The sequence below is a fragment of the Hymenobacter glacieicola genome (assembly GCF_014640315.1).
Classification (GTDB): Bacteria; Bacteroidota; Bacteroidia; order Cytophagales; family Hymenobacteraceae; genus Hymenobacter; species Hymenobacter glacieicola.
This window is the reverse complement of record NZ_BMGS01000001.1, coordinates 288266-305816: the sequence shown is the minus strand read 5'-3', so window position 1 is coordinate 305816 and position 17551 is coordinate 288266. Positions and strand designations below refer to the sequence as shown.

The window sequence follows — 17551 nt, the reverse complement described above, 5'->3', positions numbered from 1 at the left end:
GCAGCTAATATACTATTTAAGGTTAGATAAATACCAGATATTCATTAAGCTAAATACTCGTTAGTAGCTCTCGACCAAAAGAAAACCCCACCCGGCGCAAAGCCAAGTGGGGTTTTCAAAACTGCGTCGGCTACTCCCGACCGATTAGTAGCGGTACAGATCCGACTTGAACGGGCCTTCCACGGGTACGTTGATGTAGTCGGCCTGCTTGGGCTTCAGCTCGTCCAGCTCCACCCCAATTTTGGCGAGGTGCAAGCGGGCTACCTTTTCGTCGAGGTGCTTGGGCAGGGTATACACTTTGTTTTCGTACTGGTCGGCGTTCTGCCACAGCTCCAGCTGGGCCAGGGTTTGGTTCGTGAACGAGTTCGACATTACGAAGGAAGGGTGGCCGGTAGCGCAGCCCAGGTTCACGAGGCGGCCTTCGGCGAGAATGATAACCTCTTTGCCTTCAATATTGTACAGGTCTACCTGGGGCTTCACCGTGTCCTTGGTGTGGCCGTAGTTCTTATTCAGCCACGCCATGTCAATCTCATCATCGAAGTGACCGATGTTGCAGACGATGGCTTTGTCCTTGAGGGCGCGGAAGTGCTGCTCCGTGATAATGTCGCAGTTGCCGGTAGCGGTTACCACGATGTCGGCTTCCTTGATGGCGTTTTCCATCTTCTTCACCGCGTAGCCATCCATAGCAGCCTGCAGGGCACAGATGGGGTCAATTTCCGTCACGATAACGCGGGCGCCGGCGCCGCGTAGGGAGGCCGCAGTACCTTTTCCTACGTCGCCGTAGCCAGCTACTACCGCAATTTTGCCGGCCATCATCACGTCGGTAGCGCGGCGGATAGCATCCACAGCCGACTCTTTGCAGCCGTATTTGTTATCGAACTTCGACTTGGTAACCGAGTCGTTGATGTTGAAGGCCGGCATGGGCAGGGTGCCGTTCTTCACGCGGTCCAGCAGGCGCAGTACGCCCGTGGTGGTTTCCTCCGACAGGCCCTTGATGTCCGCGGCCAGCTCCGGGAACTGGTTCAGCACCATGTTGGTCAGGTCGCCGCCGTCGTCCAGAATCATGTTCAGGGGCTGGCGCTCCTCCCCAAAGAACAGGGTCTGCTCGATACACCAGTTAAATTCCTCTTCGTTCATGCCTTTCCAGGCGTATACCGGTATACCGGCCGCAGCAATAGCGGCGGCGGCATGATCCTGCGTCGAGAAAATATTGCACGACGACCAGGTTACGTCCGCACCCAAGGCAATCAGCGTCTCGATCAGCACGGCCGTTTGAATGGTCATGTGCAGACAGCCGGCAATACGCGCGCCTTGCAGGGGCTTGCTGTTGCCGTACTCCTCGCGCAAGGCCATCAGACCGGGCATTTCGGCCTCGGCCAAGCGGATTTCTTTCCGGCCCCACTCGGCCAGAGACATATCTTTTACTTTGTACGGAACGTAAGCCGTCGTCTTGGTATCAACCATGATGGTAGTAGCTGGAATGCGTTGTCGCTTTTCAACCGCAAAGATAGCCAAATTGTTACTAGGCCCGAAAGCAACAAGGCCCACCCCAGCAGGAGCAGGCCTTGTTAGCACTTGGTAGGAAAACCAGCTTAGTTGTTCTGGATTATGATGGCCTGCGCCTGCTGAGCGGCGGGCACGCCGGCGCCGGAAATGCCACGCACCACAATGGTGTAAATCTTGCCGGCTTCAAAGTTCTTGGTACCCGTGCCGGAGCCCGTACCATCGCCAACGGCCAGCACTTGCGTGCGGGCAGTGCCCGTGCCGGCGGCAGTGACGCTCAGGCCAAGCGAAGCAGCATTAACCGCCACAAAGCCCGACGCCGTGCCGAAGGCCACGTCCGTGGTCAGGTCCGTAGCCGCCCCACCGGGCACCGGTGAGGGTACGCTGAGTCTGACGGGGGTAGGAGCCCCTACGGCTAGGTGTACCAACCGAACTTTGGCCTGGTTGGCAGCCGGCGCCGACAAGTCGTCGGAAACCGACAACAGGGCCGCGCTACCAATGGTAGCCGTGGGCGAATACACGAATACGGAGTAGTTCCGGTCTTTGGCCACGTTCAGGGCCTGGGTTACTACCGTCTGGCTACCGTTGTTAATCTTCAGGGTAGGCGTGCCCGCGTTTACTTTCAGGTAGCCGCTGCTCTGCCCGTAGTTGAGCTGTCCTATCTGCCTGTCATCGGCCAATGCCGTTACCTGAACATTCGATGAGGCGGCGGCGTGGGAAATCAGCACGTTGCCCTGGTTGGGGGTTGCCGTGTTGTTATCATCGTCGTCGTTGGAGCAAGCCGAGAAAGTTAGCGCCGCCGGCAGGGTGGCCAGCAGCAGGGCCGGACGCAGGAAGGAAGTCAGCGTTTTCATAGAAGGCAGATTAGTGAATTGACCGTCAGAACGAAGGCCCTTGCGCTTTTGTTGAGTAGAACGTGAAATTTCCCTCGGTGAATTGCACTTTTTTCTCGCCTAAGCGCTTAGGTCCCTGAATGATTGTACTCTAGATTTGTACTCATGCATCAGCTGTTTCCAACTCGCTTTTCCGGCGCCGTGCGCCGCACCGTCCTTGCTGCCTCCTGCGCCCTTGGCCTCAGCCTGACGGCGCAGGCACAACAGGCCAACACCATTATTCGCCTGAGCCCTGAGGACAAGGCACGGGGCTTTAACGGGGTTCAGAAGAATTTCTTCTTTACAACGGGCCTGGGCACCACGGAAGGCGAGTACCAGAATGCGGGCTTTTTCGGGCAGCGCCTGCGCCCCTACCTCGCCGGTAATGAGGAAGCCCTGGACAACCTGAACCGCTACCGTCGGCAGAAGTGGCTGTACCTGGCCGAGCGCGCAACGTTTGTGGGTGCAGTAGGCCTGTACAGCCAGCAGGTATTAGCCTTGGATGAGAAACAGCAGTATTTCAACGGTACGCAGCAGGTAGCGGCCGGCGTGGCCATTGCCAGCCTGCTCAGCAACATCTTTATTTCCCGCAACACCAACTCCCACTTTCAGCGGGCCGTGGAAGCCAACAACGCCGGGCTACCGGCCGCCCGCACCGGCGCTGTTCAGCTGCGGCCCAGCGCCGTGGGGCTGGCCGCTAGCCGCACTGGCCGGCCGATGGTGGCCCTTACCTGGAACCTGCGCTAGCCGGCCTGACGTTCTTAACCATTCCGAATCGGGTGTTGCTTCCGTAGCGACGCCTGATTCGGAATGGTTGTTTTAGCTAGTTCCCTTTGCTGGCGTAGCCTGGGGCCGTTCGGCATTGCCGGATTCCTGCTTACGTTTGATTATCCGTTGTTCGGGGTTGGAGCGGACGTTGCACGTCCGGGCCGGCCCTATTTTCGTAGGAAGCCTACATGGAATACCCCCTGCCGGCAGCGGCTCGGCAATACGTTGCGGAGCATTTGCACGACGACCCCGCCCAGCTTGCATTGCAGGCCCGCCGCTACCCCAGCCTCCCCGTCCCGGACTTGGTCCGGCAGATTCAGGCCCGCCAAAAAGCTCGCGCCAAGCTTCCTACCTGGGCCGAAAACCCCGACCTTGTTTTCCCGCCTACCCTTTCGGTTGAGCAAGCCTCCTCGGCCCGCACGGCCGCGTTCAAGGCGTCTCTGGTACAAGGCCAACGCCTGGCGGACCTTACCGGTGGTTTCGGGGTAGACTCTGCCCACTTTGCCGCCAGCGTGGACGAGGTGCATTACGTGGAGCGCAACGCGGCCCTGGCCGATGTGGTGCGGTTTAACTTGGCGCAGTTGGGCATCCAGAACGTGCAATGCCACACCGAGGACGCCGTGCACTTCCTGCGCAACACTCCCGATACCTTCGACTGGCTTTACCTGGACCCCGCCCGCCGGGATACGGCCGCCAAAAAGATTTTCCGCCTTCAGGATTGCGAGCCGGACGTGCTGCGCATTATGCCCTTGTTGCTGCACAAAGGCCGAAGCGTGCTGCTGAAAACCTCCCCCATGCTCGATATTGAGCAGGCGATTCAGGAGTTGCGGCACGTGCGGCGGCTGTGGGTGCTAGCCGTGGATAACGAGTGCAAGGAGGTGCTGTATGAGCTAAGCCCCGAGCCCGCCGTAGACCCGGAACGCTACACCGTGAACCTACTACGCAACGGCCAGCAGCAGGAGTTCCGGCTGAACCGGGCCCGTGAAGCCCGCGCCATTGCCCGCTACGCCGAGCCCCAGCAGTACCTCTATGAGCCCAACGTGGCCGTGCTGAAAGCCGGGGCGTTTCGCAGCATCGGGACGGCCTATGAGATGCTGAAGCTGCACCAGCACAGCCACCTCTACACCTCCGATGTACTGCGCCCCGAGTTTCCCGGCCGCATCTTCCGCATCAAAGCCGTGGAGAAGTACGACGGCCAGGCCCTGCGCACTCACCTCGGCCCCGAAGCCCGCGCCCACGTCACCACCCGCAACTTCCCCGATACCGTGGCCGAATTCCGCCACCGCACCGGCATCCGCGAGGGCGGCGACCTGTACCTGTTTGCTACCACCAATCTGGAAGGCAAGCTCATGGTCTTGGTCTGCGAGAAGCTATAAGCAGTGAGTGAGTGATGAGGTGATGAGGTGAAGAGGTAAAAGAGTGAGAGAATAAGTGAAGTAACTAAACCGTCTGTCATCCTGAACGCAGCGAAGGAGTTTCTCACGCCTGAACAAACCGTTGTTACGAAACTTGTTCAGGCGTGAGAAGCTCCTTCGCTGCGCTCAGGATGACGGGCTTTTTACTCACGACGTCACTACCTCATCACTTCATCACTTCATTACCTCTTCACTCACTCACTCACCTTGCCGGGCTAGTCCAGGGGCTGCCTTTGAGGCGGAAGCGCCAGGGCAGGGCGGCGTCTTCGCCGGCGTAGTCGATGCCCACGCGGGGCGAGGCCACGATGCTGTCCTCCGGTACTACGTCGCCGTGGTCTTCCAGCCAGACAATGTCGCTGGTTACGGGCAGGCCGTAATGGGCGGTGGTAAGGCCAAGGGCTTGCGTGAGCAGGCCGGGGCCGCCAGTGAGGTTGCGGCGCACCTCCGTCAGACCCCGGCGCAGTAGCATTTCCGGAATGCCCACCGTTGGTTCCAGCCCCCGAATCAGCACGGCGTCGGCTTTGCCAGCTTCGTTGGTGATGATGTTAAAAAGCACGTAACGCCCGTAAATCAGGTAAGTGTAGGCCACGCCGCCGGGCTCATACATCACGCGGGTGCGCGCCGTGTAGCGGCCCAGATGAGAGTGGCAGGCCTGGTCGTTGATATGGGCATAGGCTTCCGTTTCCACGATGCGGCCGCCGGTGAGCACCCCGTTGATGCGCGTAAACAGGTATTTGCCGAGCATTTCGCGGGCAATAAGAACAGGATCGGGACGACGGTAAAACTCAACGGGCAGCTTCATGAACGGATGGCGGGAGCTAGGAGCTAGTGGTACCGACTGCTTGCATAAAGGTTACAAAGCCGAGCTTTCTTGCCCTCTATCCTATAGCTTCTCTTTCCGGGCCCAGCTCATCTGGCTGCTCTTCTAGCTTCTTTCTGACTTTGCTGCTACCTTTGCGGCGTAGAGGTGGCCGGACCCCGATTGGGGGGCGAGGCTGAAAAGGGAATCCGGTTTAATTCCGGAGCTGTCCCCGCAACTGTACGCTTCATGAGTCGGCGCGTCATCACCGGCCACTGTTTCACAGGCTCTTTCCTTGGAAGGCAGCCGAAATGGGAAGGCGACGCGCCCGGAGCAAGCCAGGAGACCTGCCTCTGCATTTCCCATGTTCAGCGCCTGCGGAGGAAGGGCGGAGAATGAATGCAGTGGCGGCGCTCAGGCGCGGCCGGATTTTCGTCTGTTTTCGGCCTCGGCTCCGAGGAACCCGCGAGTGGCCCCGCTGCCCGCGCAACCCTGGGGTTTTGAACTGAATTTTTCGATTGCGAAAATTTGGTTCGGAAGATGCATTTTCTGAAGTGGCTGCCCGTAAAGCGGCTGGGCACGCTCCTTGGTAGCGTAGGCCTGCTGCTGGTAGCAGCGCAACCGCTGGCGGCCCAGTCGGCCCTACCCCCCGATACGGCCCGCGCCCAGCGCCTGCCCACCGTGCGCGTGGCCGGTGTCCGGCCCGACCGATTTGCCGTTGGGAGTCGTCGGCTTACCCTGGATTCCCTGGATTTAGTTAATTACCGCACCGGCACGCTTGCTGAGGTGCTGAGCGCCCGCACGGCGCTGTACCTGAAGAATTACGGACCGGGGCAGCTGTCTTCCATTACCATGCGCGGCACCTCGGCCCGGCACACGGCCGTGCTCTGGAACGGGTTCAACATTAACCTACCTTCCCTGGGGGAAGCCGACTTTGCCCTGCTCCCGGCTACGGGCGCTACGCAACTCGATATTCAGCCGGGGCCGGCCAGCGCTACCTACGGCAACGGGGCCGTGGGTGGCACGGTACTGCTTTCCTCGCCGGTACGCTGGGGAGCGGGCTGGCGAGCCGTGGCCCAGGGCGAGTTGGGCAGCTTCGGGCTGCGAGCCGGGACCCTGGAGGCGGGATTTAGCAACGAGAAGCTAGCGGTGCGCACCAGTCTGCTTTACCGCCAGGCCGAAAACAACTTCCCGTACTTCGAGCAGGTAGCTACCGGGCGCGTGCGCCGGGCGCAGGAAAACGCGGCCCTGCAGCAAGCCAGCTTCACCCAAGACCTAACCCTGCGCCTGGGGCAGGGCGGGGAGCTGACCGCCGCCGCGTGGCTAACTGATGCTGACCGCCAGATTCAGCCCGGCATTGGGACCAACAACACCAATGCCCGGGAGCGGGACCAAAGCCGCCGCCTCATGGCCGGCTACCGCCACATCAGCTCCCGCCACGAGTGGGCCGGCCGGGTGGCCTGGTTTGAGGATGTCATCAACTACCGCGACGACGTGAGCGGGCTGAGCGAGTCGAGCGTGCGGACTACCCAGGCCCAGGCCGAGCACACCTGGAACTTCGCGCCCACTGCTACCCTGCGCGTAGGAGCTGAAGCGCAACACTTTGCAGCCCAGGTAGACGGCTACGGCACCCAAGCGCGCACCGAGAACCGCTTTTCCGGCTTTGCCTTGCTTCGCTACGACCCGCGGCCCCGCCTGCACCTTTCCTTGAACGTGCGCCAGGCCGTGTTGCCAGGTCGGCAGGTCCCGCTCACGCCTACCGCCGGGGCCGAATGGGAGGTAGTGCAAGCAGGTCCGCAGATGCTCAGCCTGAAGGCCAGCGCCTCCCGCAGCTACCGTGCCCCCACCCTCAACGAGCGGTACTGGCGGCCGGGCGGCAACCCGGACTTGCTGCCCGAACAAGGCATCGGCTACGAAGGTGGGGTAGTGCACACGCTAGCCGTGCCCACGGCCCACCTGCGGCTGCAAACCGAGCTGACGGCCTACCACCAACTGGTAGACAACTGGGTGCAGTGGACGCCGGGCGCCTCGTACTGGTCGCCGCGCAACCTGCGCCAGGTGCGGGCTCAGGGCCTGGAGGCCAGCAGTCAGCTGAGCTGGCAGTCGGGAGCCTACCAGTTGGCAAGCCGGGCGTCCTACGCCTTTACCCACTCCCAGAAAACCCAGGGCGCCGCTTACGACTCCGACCCTGTGGGCCGACAGCTGCCGTTCGTGCCCCTGCACTCGGCTGCCCTGAGCGTCGATCAGCAGTGGCACGGCTGGCAGCTTACCACCACGCTCACCTTCACCGGCTACCGCTACACCGATGCCTCGGCCACCAGCTTTCTACCTTCCTACCTGCTGCTGAACGCAACGGCTGGCCGCACGCTGGTCGTGGGCCCGAGTTGGAAGCTGCTGGTGCTGGCCCAGGGCTACAACCTCACCAACCGCAGCTACCAAAGCTACCAGAACCGCGCCATGCCCCTGCGGCACGGCGCCCTTAGTTTGCGCGTGCTGTGGCGCTAACCTGTCATCTTTTCCTTAATTCCTTTTTATGAAGTCACTTTCCACCCTCACCAGCCTACCTTACCGGATGCTGCTGGGCGGCGCTGCCACCTTAAGCCTGCTGGCCTGCGACCCAAACAACGACCCGACGCCCACGGAAACGCCCATTGTTACCAAGAGCGTATTCGTGGTGAACGAGGGTAACTTCCTGCGTTCCAACTCCGATATCAGTCTGTTCAGCAAGGAAAGCAACTCCGTTCGGAACCCACTGCTGTTTACCAGCGTCAACAAACGCGCCCTGGGCGACGTGGCCCAAAGCATGGCCATTCAGGACTCGCTGGGCTACATTGTGGTCAACAACAGCAACAAGCTGGAGGTCGTCTCGCTGGCTAGCTTCCGCTCGAAAGCAACCATTAGCAGCCTGAAACTACCCCGTTATTTCGTGGCTGCTTCCGCTGAGAAAGGATACGTTACGGAAACGGTAGCGTATGGCAAAGCCGGGCAGGTTTCGGTTATCAACCTGAAAACCAACACCGTTACCAAAAGCATTCCGGTGGGCATGCAGCCCGAGCGTTTGGCCGTGGTGGGCAACCGCCTTTACGTGACCAACAGCGGCGAAAACACGGTCACGGTACTTAACACCACCACCGATGCCGTGGAAGGCACTATTCCGGTGGGCGACTCGCCGAACAGCGTGGTGGTGGACCGTAACAACAACGTGTGGGTGCTGAGCGGTGGCAAGGTGGTGTACAACGCCGACTACTCCATCGACTTCACCCGCACTACCAAGGGCAGCCTTTCGCAGATTACGCCCGGTCAGCTCACGGCCAAAACCCGGGAAGTGGAGGTAAATACCAGTTCCCCGGGCCGCCTGACTATCAATGGCCGCCGCGACCAGCTCTACTACACCTACCGGGGGGGCGTGTACACCCTGGCCATCGACGACGACAAGCTGCCGACTACCCCGCTGATCCGGCGCAGCTTTTACGGGCTCGGCGTGGACCCACAGGATAACACGATTTACGGCGGCGTCGGCTCCTTCACGGCCGCCGATAAAGTAATCCGCTACCGCAGCACCGGTGCCGCCATTGATTCGTTCACGGTCGGCATCGGCCCTAACGGATTCGTGTTCTACTAACGTTGTTCTAGGTTCTTAACCGAGAGTTCCAGAAGACGGACATTACCCAACGCAACAGCGCCGGCTCCCTCACGAGGGAGCCGGCGCTGTTGCGTTGAGGAGCCTTAAGGCCGAGGGAATTTAGTCGGCCAGGCCGTCGTTGTTACGGTCTTTGCGGCTGGCGCCGTCTTCGTACACTTGGCGGCCGGTAGGAACTTTCATGGTATCCCGGTTCATGCCGGAGGTAGCCGAATCGGCGGCGGGGTTCTGGCTGGGCATGTTGGTATCCATGCCCAGGTCTTTGGCGTCGCCGCGTTCAACGTTGGTATCCCCGGCTTTGTCGCCAGTATCACAGGCGGTGAGGGAGGTAGTAAGCAGCACAGCAGCGGCTATTGCGCGAAGGAAAGAAGCGGTTTTCATGGGTCGGGTTAGGAAGAGGGGTAAGACGTATAGTATTTTGGCCTGTACGGCTGACCGCGCCACTGGTTTTTTGCGTATGAGTATTTCCTATGCTTGCTACCCTTGTTCCACCGCCAAAACACGCCCTCCTTATGCTTTGTTGTTACAGCTGACTGCTTCCCTGCGCCGGCCGCTCCTGGTTGCTGAATAGGACAGACGTTTATCTTTGTCTACCTTTTGCCGTTACCATGACCCGTCCTACGCTTCCTGCTTTTGCCTCCACTCCCCTGCTGCGGCGGGCCGCCATCCTGGCGGGAGTTAGCTTTTTGCTGGCGTTGGCGCTGGTAGGCTACCTGTTCGGAGTGCAGGACAACTTCTTTGGCCGGCTATTCAGTGCTTTTTTCGTATTTTTCTGGCTACTGGCCGTAACCTTCCTCGGGGTTGTGCCCTTTGTGAATTGGGCGGCTGCCAGCTGGTTTGGCAAGCAATGGGCCGAAGCGCCAGCGGAACCCGCACGGCGCCCCCGGCCCAACCCAAACTCGACTACTACTCGTAAACCCACGCGGACCGCAACGCGGCTGAACTCAACTCAACATCCGTGAAAACGACGCTTCTCCACATCAAAAACATGGTTTGCCCACGTTGCATCGACGCCGTGCGCAGCCTTCTCGAACAAGCTGGCTACCATCCTACCGACGTAACGCTGGGCCAGGCGCAACTTGATCAAAGCACGCCGGCTGACCCGGCTTCCGTAGCGCCCATGCTGCGCGAGGCGGGTTTCGATGTGCTGATGGGCCGCGCCGATCAGTTGACCGAGCAAATCAAAAGCGCGCTGGTAGAGTACTTGGAGCATTTGCGCACCGCGCGTATGCCGCTCACTACCTCAGCCTTCCTCACTGACCGATTTGCCGCTACCTATTCTCACTTGAGCAAGGTGTTTTCTCGCACGGCTAATCTGACCATCGAGAAGTACCTGATTCGCCTCAAAATTGAGCGGGTAAAAGAAATGCTGAGCTACAACGAAATGACGCTCAGCGAAATTGCCGAGCAAATGCGCTACAGCTCCGGCCAGCACTTAAGCAACCAATTCCGCCAGGTAACCGGCCGCTCCGTGAGTGAATTCCGCCGCGACCTGATGCCCAAGCGCCTCTCGCTGGACCAACTGGCGTAGCCTAGGCCCAGACCCAACGAAAGCGTAGGCCGCTCCCTCATCCAGTTCGGACAAGGGGAGCGGCCTACGCTTTTTGCGTTGTTGCACCAGCGGAACCGGGGCGGGACTTACGCGGTTACGGGCACCTCTGGCGTCGTATCTTTGTTGTCCGCTCCTGACCCCGTGCTGCCGTGTCCGCTTCGCTTCGCATCCTGCTCATTACCCCGCCGCTTACCCAGCTCAACACGCCCTACCCGGCTACGGCCTACCTGAAGGGGTTTCTGGGCGGGCGCGGCTACCAGGTAACCCAGGCCGACTTGGGCTTGGAGCTGGTCTTGAAGCTGTTTTCCAAGAAAGGATTGACTCGGGTATTTGCCGAAATTGAGGCCGGCGCCTACTCGCTCAGCGACAATGCCCGCCGCATGCTGCGCCTGCAGCAGAGCTACCTGAGTACCATCGGGCCGGTCATTCGCTTTCTGCAGAACAAGGACAACACGCTGGCTCCGCGCATCTGTCACTCGCGGTTTCTGCCCGAGGCCAGCCGCTTCGATACCATTGCCGACCTGGAAACGGCCTTTGGCACCATGGGCCTCACCGACCAGGCCCGCCACTTGGCCACGCTCTACCTGGAAGACCTCGCCGACCTGATCAAAGAAACGGTGGGCCCGCAGTTTGGCTTTTCGCGCTACGCCGAGAAGCTGGCTATGTCCGCTACCTCGTTTGACGGCCTGCACGAGGCCCTGCAAGCTGCGCCCAACCTGCTGGACCGCATGCTGCTGGAGCTGCTGGATGAACTGGTGACGCGGGTGCAGCCCGAGGTAGTGGGTTTCACGGTGCCGTTCCCGGGCAATTTGTACGGGGCTCTGCGCCTAGCGGGGCGCGTCAAGCAGATCAGCCCGGCTACCAAAACGCTTATGGGCGGTGGTTACCCTAACACCGAGCTGCGCAACCTGCGGGAGCCCCGCTTCTTTGACTACATCGACTACCTGACCCTGGACGACGGCGAAGGGCCCTGGCTGCGCCTGCTGGCATGGCTGGGGGAAGGCAGCAAGGCGGCAGCTGAGCCCCTCCTGGAGCATCACGCAGAGGTAGAACTGCAGTACCTAGCCAGTGGGGTAGGTAGTGGCAACCCAACGCTGGCCGGCGCAATGATGGGTTCCGTGCTGCCGGGCACTCCGCAAACGCTACCCTTACCGCTGCAGCGCACCTTTCTGCGGAATGCGGCGGGCGAAGTGGAGTACATCAACCAGCCCTTCCCGGATGTGCCCCACCCCGAAGTGGGCACGCCAGACTACTCCGATTTGCCGCTGACGGAATACCTGTCGGTCATTGAGGTGCTGAATCCTATGCACCGGCTGTGGAGCGACGGGCGCTGGAACAAGCTGACGGTGGCCCACGGCTGCTACTGGAAACGCTGCTCCTTCTGCGACGTCACGCTGGACTATATTTCCCGCTACGAAACGGCCCCCAGTACCCTGCTAGTGGACCGCATCGAGCAAATCATTGCCCAAACCGGCCAGACCGGCTTCCACTTCGTGGATGAAGCGGCCCCGCCCCTGGCCCTGCGCGACTTGGCCATTGAGCTGCTCAAGCGGCGGGTGAGCATTACGTGGTGGGGCAACATTCGCTTCGAGAAAACGTTCACGCCCGACCTGTGCCGGCTGCTGGCGGCCAGCGGCTGCATTGCCGTGAGCGGGGGCCTGGAGGTAGCCTCCGACCGGCTGCTGGCCCTCATGGAAAAAGGCGTAACCATTGCCCAGGTGGCCCGCGTGACGGATGGCTTCACCCAGGCCGGCATCATGGTCCACGCCTACCTGATGTACGGCTTCCCTACCCAGACCACGCAGGAAACGGTTGATTCATTGGAAGTGGTGCGGCAGCTGTTTGCGGCGGGCATTGTGCAGAGCGGTTACTGGCACCGCTTCTCCATGACGGCTCACTCGCCTGTGGGCAAGAATCCGGGGAAGTACCAGGTAGCGGCCATCGGACCCGAGCCCGGCCCCTTCGCCTGGAATGACCTGTGGCACGACGACCCCACCGGCACCGACCACGAAGCCTTCGGCCCGGGCCTGGCCAAAGCCCTGTACAACTACTTGCACGGCGTGGCGCTCCAGGAGCCGCTCAGCTTCTGGTTTGACTTCCGGACGCCCAAGCCCACCGTGCCGCGCCACCTCATTCAGCAGGCCCTGCAGGAACCAGCCAAACCCGATGCCGCCCGCCCTAACAACCGCCTGTTCTGGCTGGGCAACGCGCCGGAGCTGCGCTACGAGCCGGCCAAAAAAGGCCAGCGGGCCATCCTGACTTTTTATGAGCAGGCCGAGGACTTCGAGGTGAAAGTGCCGGCAGTGCTGGGGCCCTGGCTGCACGAGCTGCTCACTACCCTCGCCACCGACCACGATACCAAGGTGTTGCTGAAAGATGCGGCTACTTCCTACCCCCCTGCGGCCGGCCAGCCCTGGGAGCAGTTTCTGTTGTCGCCGGGGTGGCAGTTGCTGCGCGAAAAGGGGCTACTGGTGCTGTAAGGGCAGCGTTTAAGGTTGCTAACGAAGTTGCCAGATACCCGTACGTACGCCCAAATTGGCTGCTGTCTTGGTGCTATTTGTTGCGTAGGTGCCTGCCTTGCTGAGCTCAGACCGACTATTGGGTGTCAGCACTCTCTACCCGCCGCCAAGATATGCCCTTACCTCTCTTAGTGGCCCGGCTAATTCGTGACCTTACGCAGCCATTCGGTAAGGCCGTCCCAGTAGCCAGGCGCGGGCTTGGGCCATTGCCACTGCCCATCGGCACCTAGTTTGCCGGGCTGAACAAAGTCGGCGGTGGCTTGCGGATACGTGCGAATTTGCGTCCCGCGACGATTCCCGAGCACGGAGCGCAGGCGCCGGGTGCTTTCGCGCACGTTTAGGCTCGTATCGAGGCCAGCGTACAGGGCCAGCACAGGGATGCGCTGCTGGCTAAGTGGTTGATATTGGCTGGCCTCGTCCCGGGAAGCGGCGGCTACTGACTCCAGGACCACGAAAGCGGCCGCCGGCCGGGCGCGAGCCGCTGCTCCCGCTACCTGCGGCACCACGGAGCCGCGGGCCCAGCACCCTACCCGCCCGGAATCAACTGCCGCCTGCCGGCGCAACGTAGTCAGGGCTGCCGCCGTGGCATAATACGCGCTGGAATCGGGGGTAGCAGTTGGGGATGGGGTGGTTACGACCATGGTAACGAAGCCCCGGCGGGCCAGGTAAGCGGCGCGGGCCTGGGCGGCAGCCTGGGTTTGGGGTACGGTCAGCAACGCCACGGCAGGATGCAGTCGGAGCGTATCGTCGGGCAGCAGAAGCCGCGCGGCCTGGACGCGGCCGGCGTAGCGCACCGTCAGGCCCTGCTCCCGGAAGCCCCGCGGGCCTGCCTCGCCCCGCCGCACCCACACAAAATCAGCCCGCACACTGTCGAAGCTCAGCAAGCCACGCAGAAAGTCGCCTTCCCGTATGGCCTGAATGCTTATGCCGCCAGCTTGCCCGGCTTGCTGCTCCAGGCGCAGTTGGGGCTCCTGATACGTGAGGCGGTCGGCTTCAAACTCGAGCCCAGGTAACTGCGGAAAGCTTACATCGGCCTGGAGCTTGCCCGGAGACACTTCGCGCAAATCCAGGCTTACCCGCAACTCGCTGCCTTGGTAGCTGACGGGGCCTTCGTAGTGGCCAGTAGGCAGCGGCACCTGAGCCTGCTGGCCGCCGCCTGCATCATTGGAGCAAGCAGCCAGCAGTACCGGCAGGCCCCACACTGCAGCAGAGGCAAGAGAACAGACGGGCCGTAGTGGTTTCAACGCAAGCAGGCTAGGTAGACGACAAGCTAAAGGTACGCGGACACGGGTAGAAGATGCGCGAGGCGGTTTACCGCGTAACAGAACACCACGCAGGAGCTGTTACAAGCAATTTTTACTGTAGCCCTTTGCGCAGAATCAGGTCAGTTTGCTCGTCGGAGCCTACGGTAAACGGGTGGGTACCAACCTGCTTAAACCCAAAGCGGCGGTAGAATTCCAGGGCCCGGGCATTTTTCTCCCAAACCCCCAGCACCACGGCTCGGCTTCCTTGCTGGCGAGCTTCCTCAATGGCGCGGCGCATCAGGGCCGCGCCCAAGCCGGTACCAATCCAGTCTTGGCTCACGTACAGCCGTTCCACTTCCAGCCGGTCCTCGGGGGTTTTGTCGGGGTCGAGGCCTAGGGTTGAGTGCAGCTTCAGCTTCGCGTAGCCGACTACCTCTTGCACCAACTGTGCCAGCAGAAACACGGTATTGGAGTCCTGTAGCTCGCTTAGTTGCTTTTCCGGGCTGAAGGTAGCCGCCTCGTAGGCCGCCATATCCTCGGGGGCATTTTGCGCCGCGTACGTTTCATGAAACAGGCGCTGGCCTAGCTCAGCTAATTGGGCGGCCGTAGCCGCGTTGCGCTTGGCTACCAGAATACGGAGCGGAGAGGTCATAACAGGGAAACCAAATCAAAGGAGAGCGGCAAAGGTAAGGCCCCTAATCCACGGTATCGTTGCCGCGCCGCTCGCGCCAGCCGTAGCGCAGCATCATGATGGCCGCTACCAGCATAGTCATGCTTATCACTAACCGGCCCGAACTGAGGGCATCGGGGCCTAACCGCTCGTATTCATAATAGACCACGCCTAGCCGCAAGCCAACGCCCAGCAGCAACAAAAAGCCGGCAATCAGAAACAGCCAGCCAACCAGGCGGCGGGTAGTAGGCGGAAGAGGCCAAGACATAAGCAAGCAGCAGTTGAAGCCGGCGCCCGTGCGCCGCTAAGGAAAACAGTACCGTATGAAGCTGAAGGATACGCAGGTAGTTGGAATTTGATTTTCCCGGCGTACTTTTGCCTTACCACGCGGGAGTAGCTCAGTTGGTAGAGCATCAGCTTCCCAAGCTGAGGGTCGCGAGTTCGAGCCTCGTTTCCCGCTCATTGTGAATCAGCCACTTATGCTATTGCATAGGTGGCTGATTTGTTTTTGGGTTATACTATGGATTATACAAGCCTTCGGCTGGCTCTCTTTAAGGCCGCCACCAAGCCGCATAACTATCTTATTCCGATGCCGGGACGGCATCCTCTGTAGGCAAGTACTGAATAGAATATTCAACCCGCTCGCCGCTGTAACGCTTACGCAACCAAGCGTTGCGGCTCACGTCAATCCACTCGTTGAGGCGGCCGGTAACCGGCTCCCACCGGCTATCATGAGTGTACTGCTCACCTGCTGGGTTATCTGGAGCGAAAGAGAACGACACCTGCGCCAGCATCCCGTGCTCGAAAGTAAACGCCTGCAAAAGTGCAGGTGACCCCGATTCAGATGGTTCAAAAATCAGTACGCGGCGCTCGTCAGTGCCCGTATCGCTGCGCACGAGCCACCCCGGCTTAGACTGAATGTGGCTTTTAATCCATTCAGCGTCTTGAAACCAACCAAATGCTTGGTTAACAGGCATGTTTCGAGCCGCTGCAATGCGGGCGTATGGGGTAATTTGGGCAACGGTAGGCAACGAAGCCAGCAGCAGGAGTATAAATAACAGGCGCATAACTGCTTTTGATAGAGGCCTGGAAGATAGCAAACCACTAATAATGTAACAACCTCGCTAATCAGTGGCTTAGGTGTGGGTCTGTTCAACGACCTAGCCCCTCAATCTAACAGCATTGGCCCCAAAAGGGATATTGAACCTATAAAACGGGGTGGGTCTGTTTGCGCACCCACACCTTACCCTCCCTTGTTTATTCAAGCTTCTACTGCCCTATAAGGCACGGAAGTAAAAGGCTTATCTAACGATCAGCATTGTAGTAGCTTCTACTTATAGCAGAAGATATAAAGGCCGTTGTTCTGTGTATGCCTCCACTCGCTAGGCAAACCTGTACTTTTTTACCTTTTTGCTAGTGCTGCTACATGCGTATACAATACACTATGTTTCGGCTCCTTCATTAGCATGCTCAAATGTGCCTTTACTCGCTAAATTCAAGTTTTTTCACACAAATACATAACCGCGTCCCAGGTGGCAACTATGCACAGCCTGAAACGCGGTTATTAAGGGGTATTTCTTGGCCTGATTAGGCGGCTTTCTGCACTTCTTCGGCTAAATAAGGCCCCGGCAGCATACGGTTTATTACCTTTTCGAAGCGGCGGAAGGCTTCCCCAATGGTTTCGGCGGCCTCCGTTTCAAAAGGTTTTCCAGCCACAAGTATTCGGCACCAATACACAGGCCTATACTTCTCATCTTCGCACAGTGCCTCAGCACAATAAGCTTGCGCCGTTACAGTAGGCACAGAAGCGACTACTACTTCAACAACTGCCCTGAGCACGTCTATGGGAGCCATCGTTTGCGGTGTCCCTAACTTAAGTAGGTAGTCCCATCCATCCGTAACTCGTCGGCCGCTCTTGCACCAGCGCTCTATCTTCTCTTTGTAGGTGCCGTGCGCGGTGGCAGCCTGCCTTGAGCTGCCGAATACAGCTAACGGCGTTTCATAGTACAGACTTGGCTTGTTACGTAAACCAGTAGCTACAGCATGCCGACAGTTCTCGCTGTGCGTCATCCACTCCAAGTTGTCCTTGTGGTTATCGGTTTTACAAGAGTTGCGGTGATTAACGGTCAACTCGGCCGCCACTTTCCCTTTAGGCAAGGGTAAGAAGACTAGTGCAACCACTCGATGTACGAGAAATGGTTTACAAGTACCATCACCTGTATGTAAGCGCACTGTTAGGTAGCCGCGCCCATTGTCGCCAGGACGCATGATTACAGGCCGCTTGGGCTTAACCAGTGATAGGACGGTGCCGCATGGACTGATAAAGTAGCGCGGCGCAAGAGAGAATTGATAAAAGGGTTTTCCGTTATACAGGAGAGGTAACATGTGGGCAAGGCTATGCCAAGACGCCCGATTTCGAGGCGCTTAGCGGGTTGAAATAATCTGTGGATTGTGGCCGTGCAGGGAGATTCCTGACGGCGCGGGGGCACCTTACGACCTGCGCGCTACGCTTGCGCCATCCTCACTCCGCTTTGCTGCGTTGCGGGTGGCTGAGACAAGGTTTTTGACT

General features: G+C 59.8%; 16 protein-coding genes, 1 tRNA gene and 1 riboswitch. Of the genes, 8 read left to right on the top strand and 9 right to left on the bottom strand.

Features of this window, described 5'->3' with window-relative positions; translation table 11 throughout:
* Positions 1 to 144 precede the first annotated feature (144 nt).
* Both ahcY and IEW18_RS01250 read right to left on the bottom strand, forming a co-directional pair.
* Positions 145 to 1464 (bottom strand): adenosylhomocysteinase, encoded by a 1320-nt coding sequence (ahcY, locus tag IEW18_RS01255; RefSeq protein WP_188556008.1) that lies wholly within the window; start codon positions 1462 to 1464, stop codon positions 145 to 147.
* A gap of 128 nt (positions 1465 to 1592) precedes the next feature.
* Positions 1593 to 2357 (bottom strand): DUF4397 domain-containing protein, encoded by a 765-nt coding sequence (locus IEW18_RS01250; RefSeq protein WP_188556007.1) that lies wholly within the window; start codon positions 2355 to 2357, stop codon positions 1593 to 1595.
* Positions 2358 to 2501: 144 nt separating this feature from the next.
* On the opposite strand from IEW18_RS01250, the gene IEW18_RS01245 reads away from it, so the two are divergent.
* Both IEW18_RS01245 and IEW18_RS01240 read left to right on the top strand, forming a co-directional pair.
* The gene (locus IEW18_RS01245; protein ID WP_188556006.1) at positions 2502 to 3122 is read left to right on the top strand and encodes a hypothetical protein; all 621 of its coding nucleotides are present in this window, start codon (positions 2502 to 2504) and stop codon (positions 3120 to 3122) included.
* A 209-nt stretch (positions 3123 to 3331) separates the two neighbouring features.
* A complete protein-coding gene (locus IEW18_RS01240; RefSeq protein WP_188556005.1) occupies positions 3332 to 4519 on the top strand; it encodes a THUMP-like domain-containing protein in 1188 nt (395 codons plus the stop codon).
* Positions 4520 to 4760: 241 nt separating this feature from the next.
* Here the strand turns inward: IEW18_RS01240 and IEW18_RS01235 are convergent, their stop codons facing one another.
* Entirely contained in the window at positions 4761 to 5360 is a 600-nt protein-coding gene (locus tag IEW18_RS01235; protein WP_188556004.1) for a DNA-3-methyladenine glycosylase, read from the bottom strand.
* A 146-nt stretch (positions 5361 to 5506) separates the two neighbouring features.
* A riboswitch (cobalamin riboswitch) is annotated at positions 5507 to 5726 on the top strand.
* 171 nt (positions 5727 to 5897) lie between these two features.
* Here IEW18_RS01235 and IEW18_RS01230 point away from each other — a divergent pair.
* Both IEW18_RS01230 and IEW18_RS01225 read left to right on the top strand, forming a co-directional pair.
* Entirely contained in the window at positions 5898 to 7862 is a 1965-nt protein-coding gene (locus tag IEW18_RS01230; protein ID WP_188556003.1) for a TonB-dependent receptor, read from the top strand.
* 28 nt (positions 7863 to 7890) lie between these two features.
* A complete protein-coding gene (locus IEW18_RS01225) occupies positions 7891 to 8979 on the top strand; it encodes a YncE family protein (RefSeq protein WP_188556002.1) in 1089 nt (362 codons plus the stop codon).
* 120 nt (positions 8980 to 9099) lie between these two features.
* Here IEW18_RS01225 and IEW18_RS01220 read toward each other — a convergent pair whose 3' ends face one another.
* Positions 9100 to 9378 (bottom strand): hypothetical protein, encoded by a 279-nt coding sequence (locus IEW18_RS01220; protein WP_188556001.1) that lies wholly within the window; start codon positions 9376 to 9378, stop codon positions 9100 to 9102.
* 227 nt (positions 9379 to 9605) lie between these two features.
* Here IEW18_RS01220 and IEW18_RS01215 point away from each other — a divergent pair, with 227 nt between their 5' ends.
* The 3 genes from IEW18_RS01215 to IEW18_RS01205 all read left to right on the top strand — a co-directional run bounded on the left by IEW18_RS01215 (position 9606) and on the right by IEW18_RS01205 (position 13029).
* Positions 9606 to 9959 carry a hypothetical protein gene (locus IEW18_RS01215; RefSeq protein WP_188556000.1) on the top strand — a complete coding sequence of 118 codons (354 nt, stop codon included), beginning with the start codon at positions 9606 to 9608 and terminating at the stop codon, positions 9957 to 9959.
* Positions 9956 to 10528: an AraC family transcriptional regulator gene (locus IEW18_RS01210; RefSeq protein WP_188555999.1), complete on the top strand. Its 573-nt coding sequence runs from the start codon at positions 9956 to 9958 to the stop codon at positions 10526 to 10528. Before IEW18_RS01215 ends, IEW18_RS01210 begins: the two co-directional genes overlap by 4 nt.
* Positions 10529 to 10698: 170 nt before the next feature.
* On the top strand, positions 10699 to 13029 hold the full coding sequence (locus tag IEW18_RS01205; RefSeq protein ID WP_188555998.1) for a B12-binding domain-containing radical SAM protein: 2331 nt from the start codon (positions 10699 to 10701) through the stop codon (positions 13027 to 13029).
* Positions 13030 to 13208: 179 nt separating this feature from the next.
* Here IEW18_RS01205 and IEW18_RS01200 read toward each other — a convergent pair whose 3' ends face one another.
* From IEW18_RS01200 to IEW18_RS01190, 3 genes are all read right to left on the bottom strand, one after another.
* The gene (locus IEW18_RS01200; RefSeq protein WP_188555997.1) at positions 13209 to 14270 is read right to left on the bottom strand and encodes a hypothetical protein; all 1062 of its coding nucleotides are present in this window, start codon (positions 14268 to 14270) and stop codon (positions 13209 to 13211) included.
* Positions 14271 to 14424: 154 nt separating this feature from the next.
* Complete coding sequence (locus IEW18_RS01195; protein ID WP_188555996.1) at positions 14425 to 14964, bottom strand: GNAT family N-acetyltransferase; 540 nt, start codon at positions 14962 to 14964, stop codon at positions 14425 to 14427.
* A 43-nt stretch (positions 14965 to 15007) separates the two neighbouring features.
* The gene (locus IEW18_RS01190) at positions 15008 to 15250 is read right to left on the bottom strand and encodes a hypothetical protein (RefSeq protein ID WP_188555995.1); all 243 of its coding nucleotides are present in this window, start codon (positions 15248 to 15250) and stop codon (positions 15008 to 15010) included.
* A gap of 119 nt (positions 15251 to 15369) precedes the next feature.
* Between IEW18_RS01190 and IEW18_RS01185 the strand changes: the two genes are divergently transcribed.
* Positions 15370 to 15442 (top strand) — tRNA-Gly (locus IEW18_RS01185).
* A gap of 121 nt (positions 15443 to 15563) precedes the next feature.
* Here the strand turns inward: IEW18_RS01185 and IEW18_RS01180 are convergent.
* Positions 15564 to 16049, bottom strand: coding sequence for a hypothetical protein (locus tag IEW18_RS01180; protein ID WP_188555994.1), 486 nt, complete (start codon positions 16047 to 16049; stop codon positions 15564 to 15566).
* A gap of 520 nt (positions 16050 to 16569) precedes the next feature.
* A complete protein-coding gene (locus IEW18_RS01175; RefSeq protein ID WP_188555993.1) occupies positions 16570 to 17367 on the bottom strand; it encodes an HNH endonuclease signature motif containing protein in 798 nt (265 codons plus the stop codon).
* Positions 17368 to 17551: the final 184 nt, after the last annotated feature.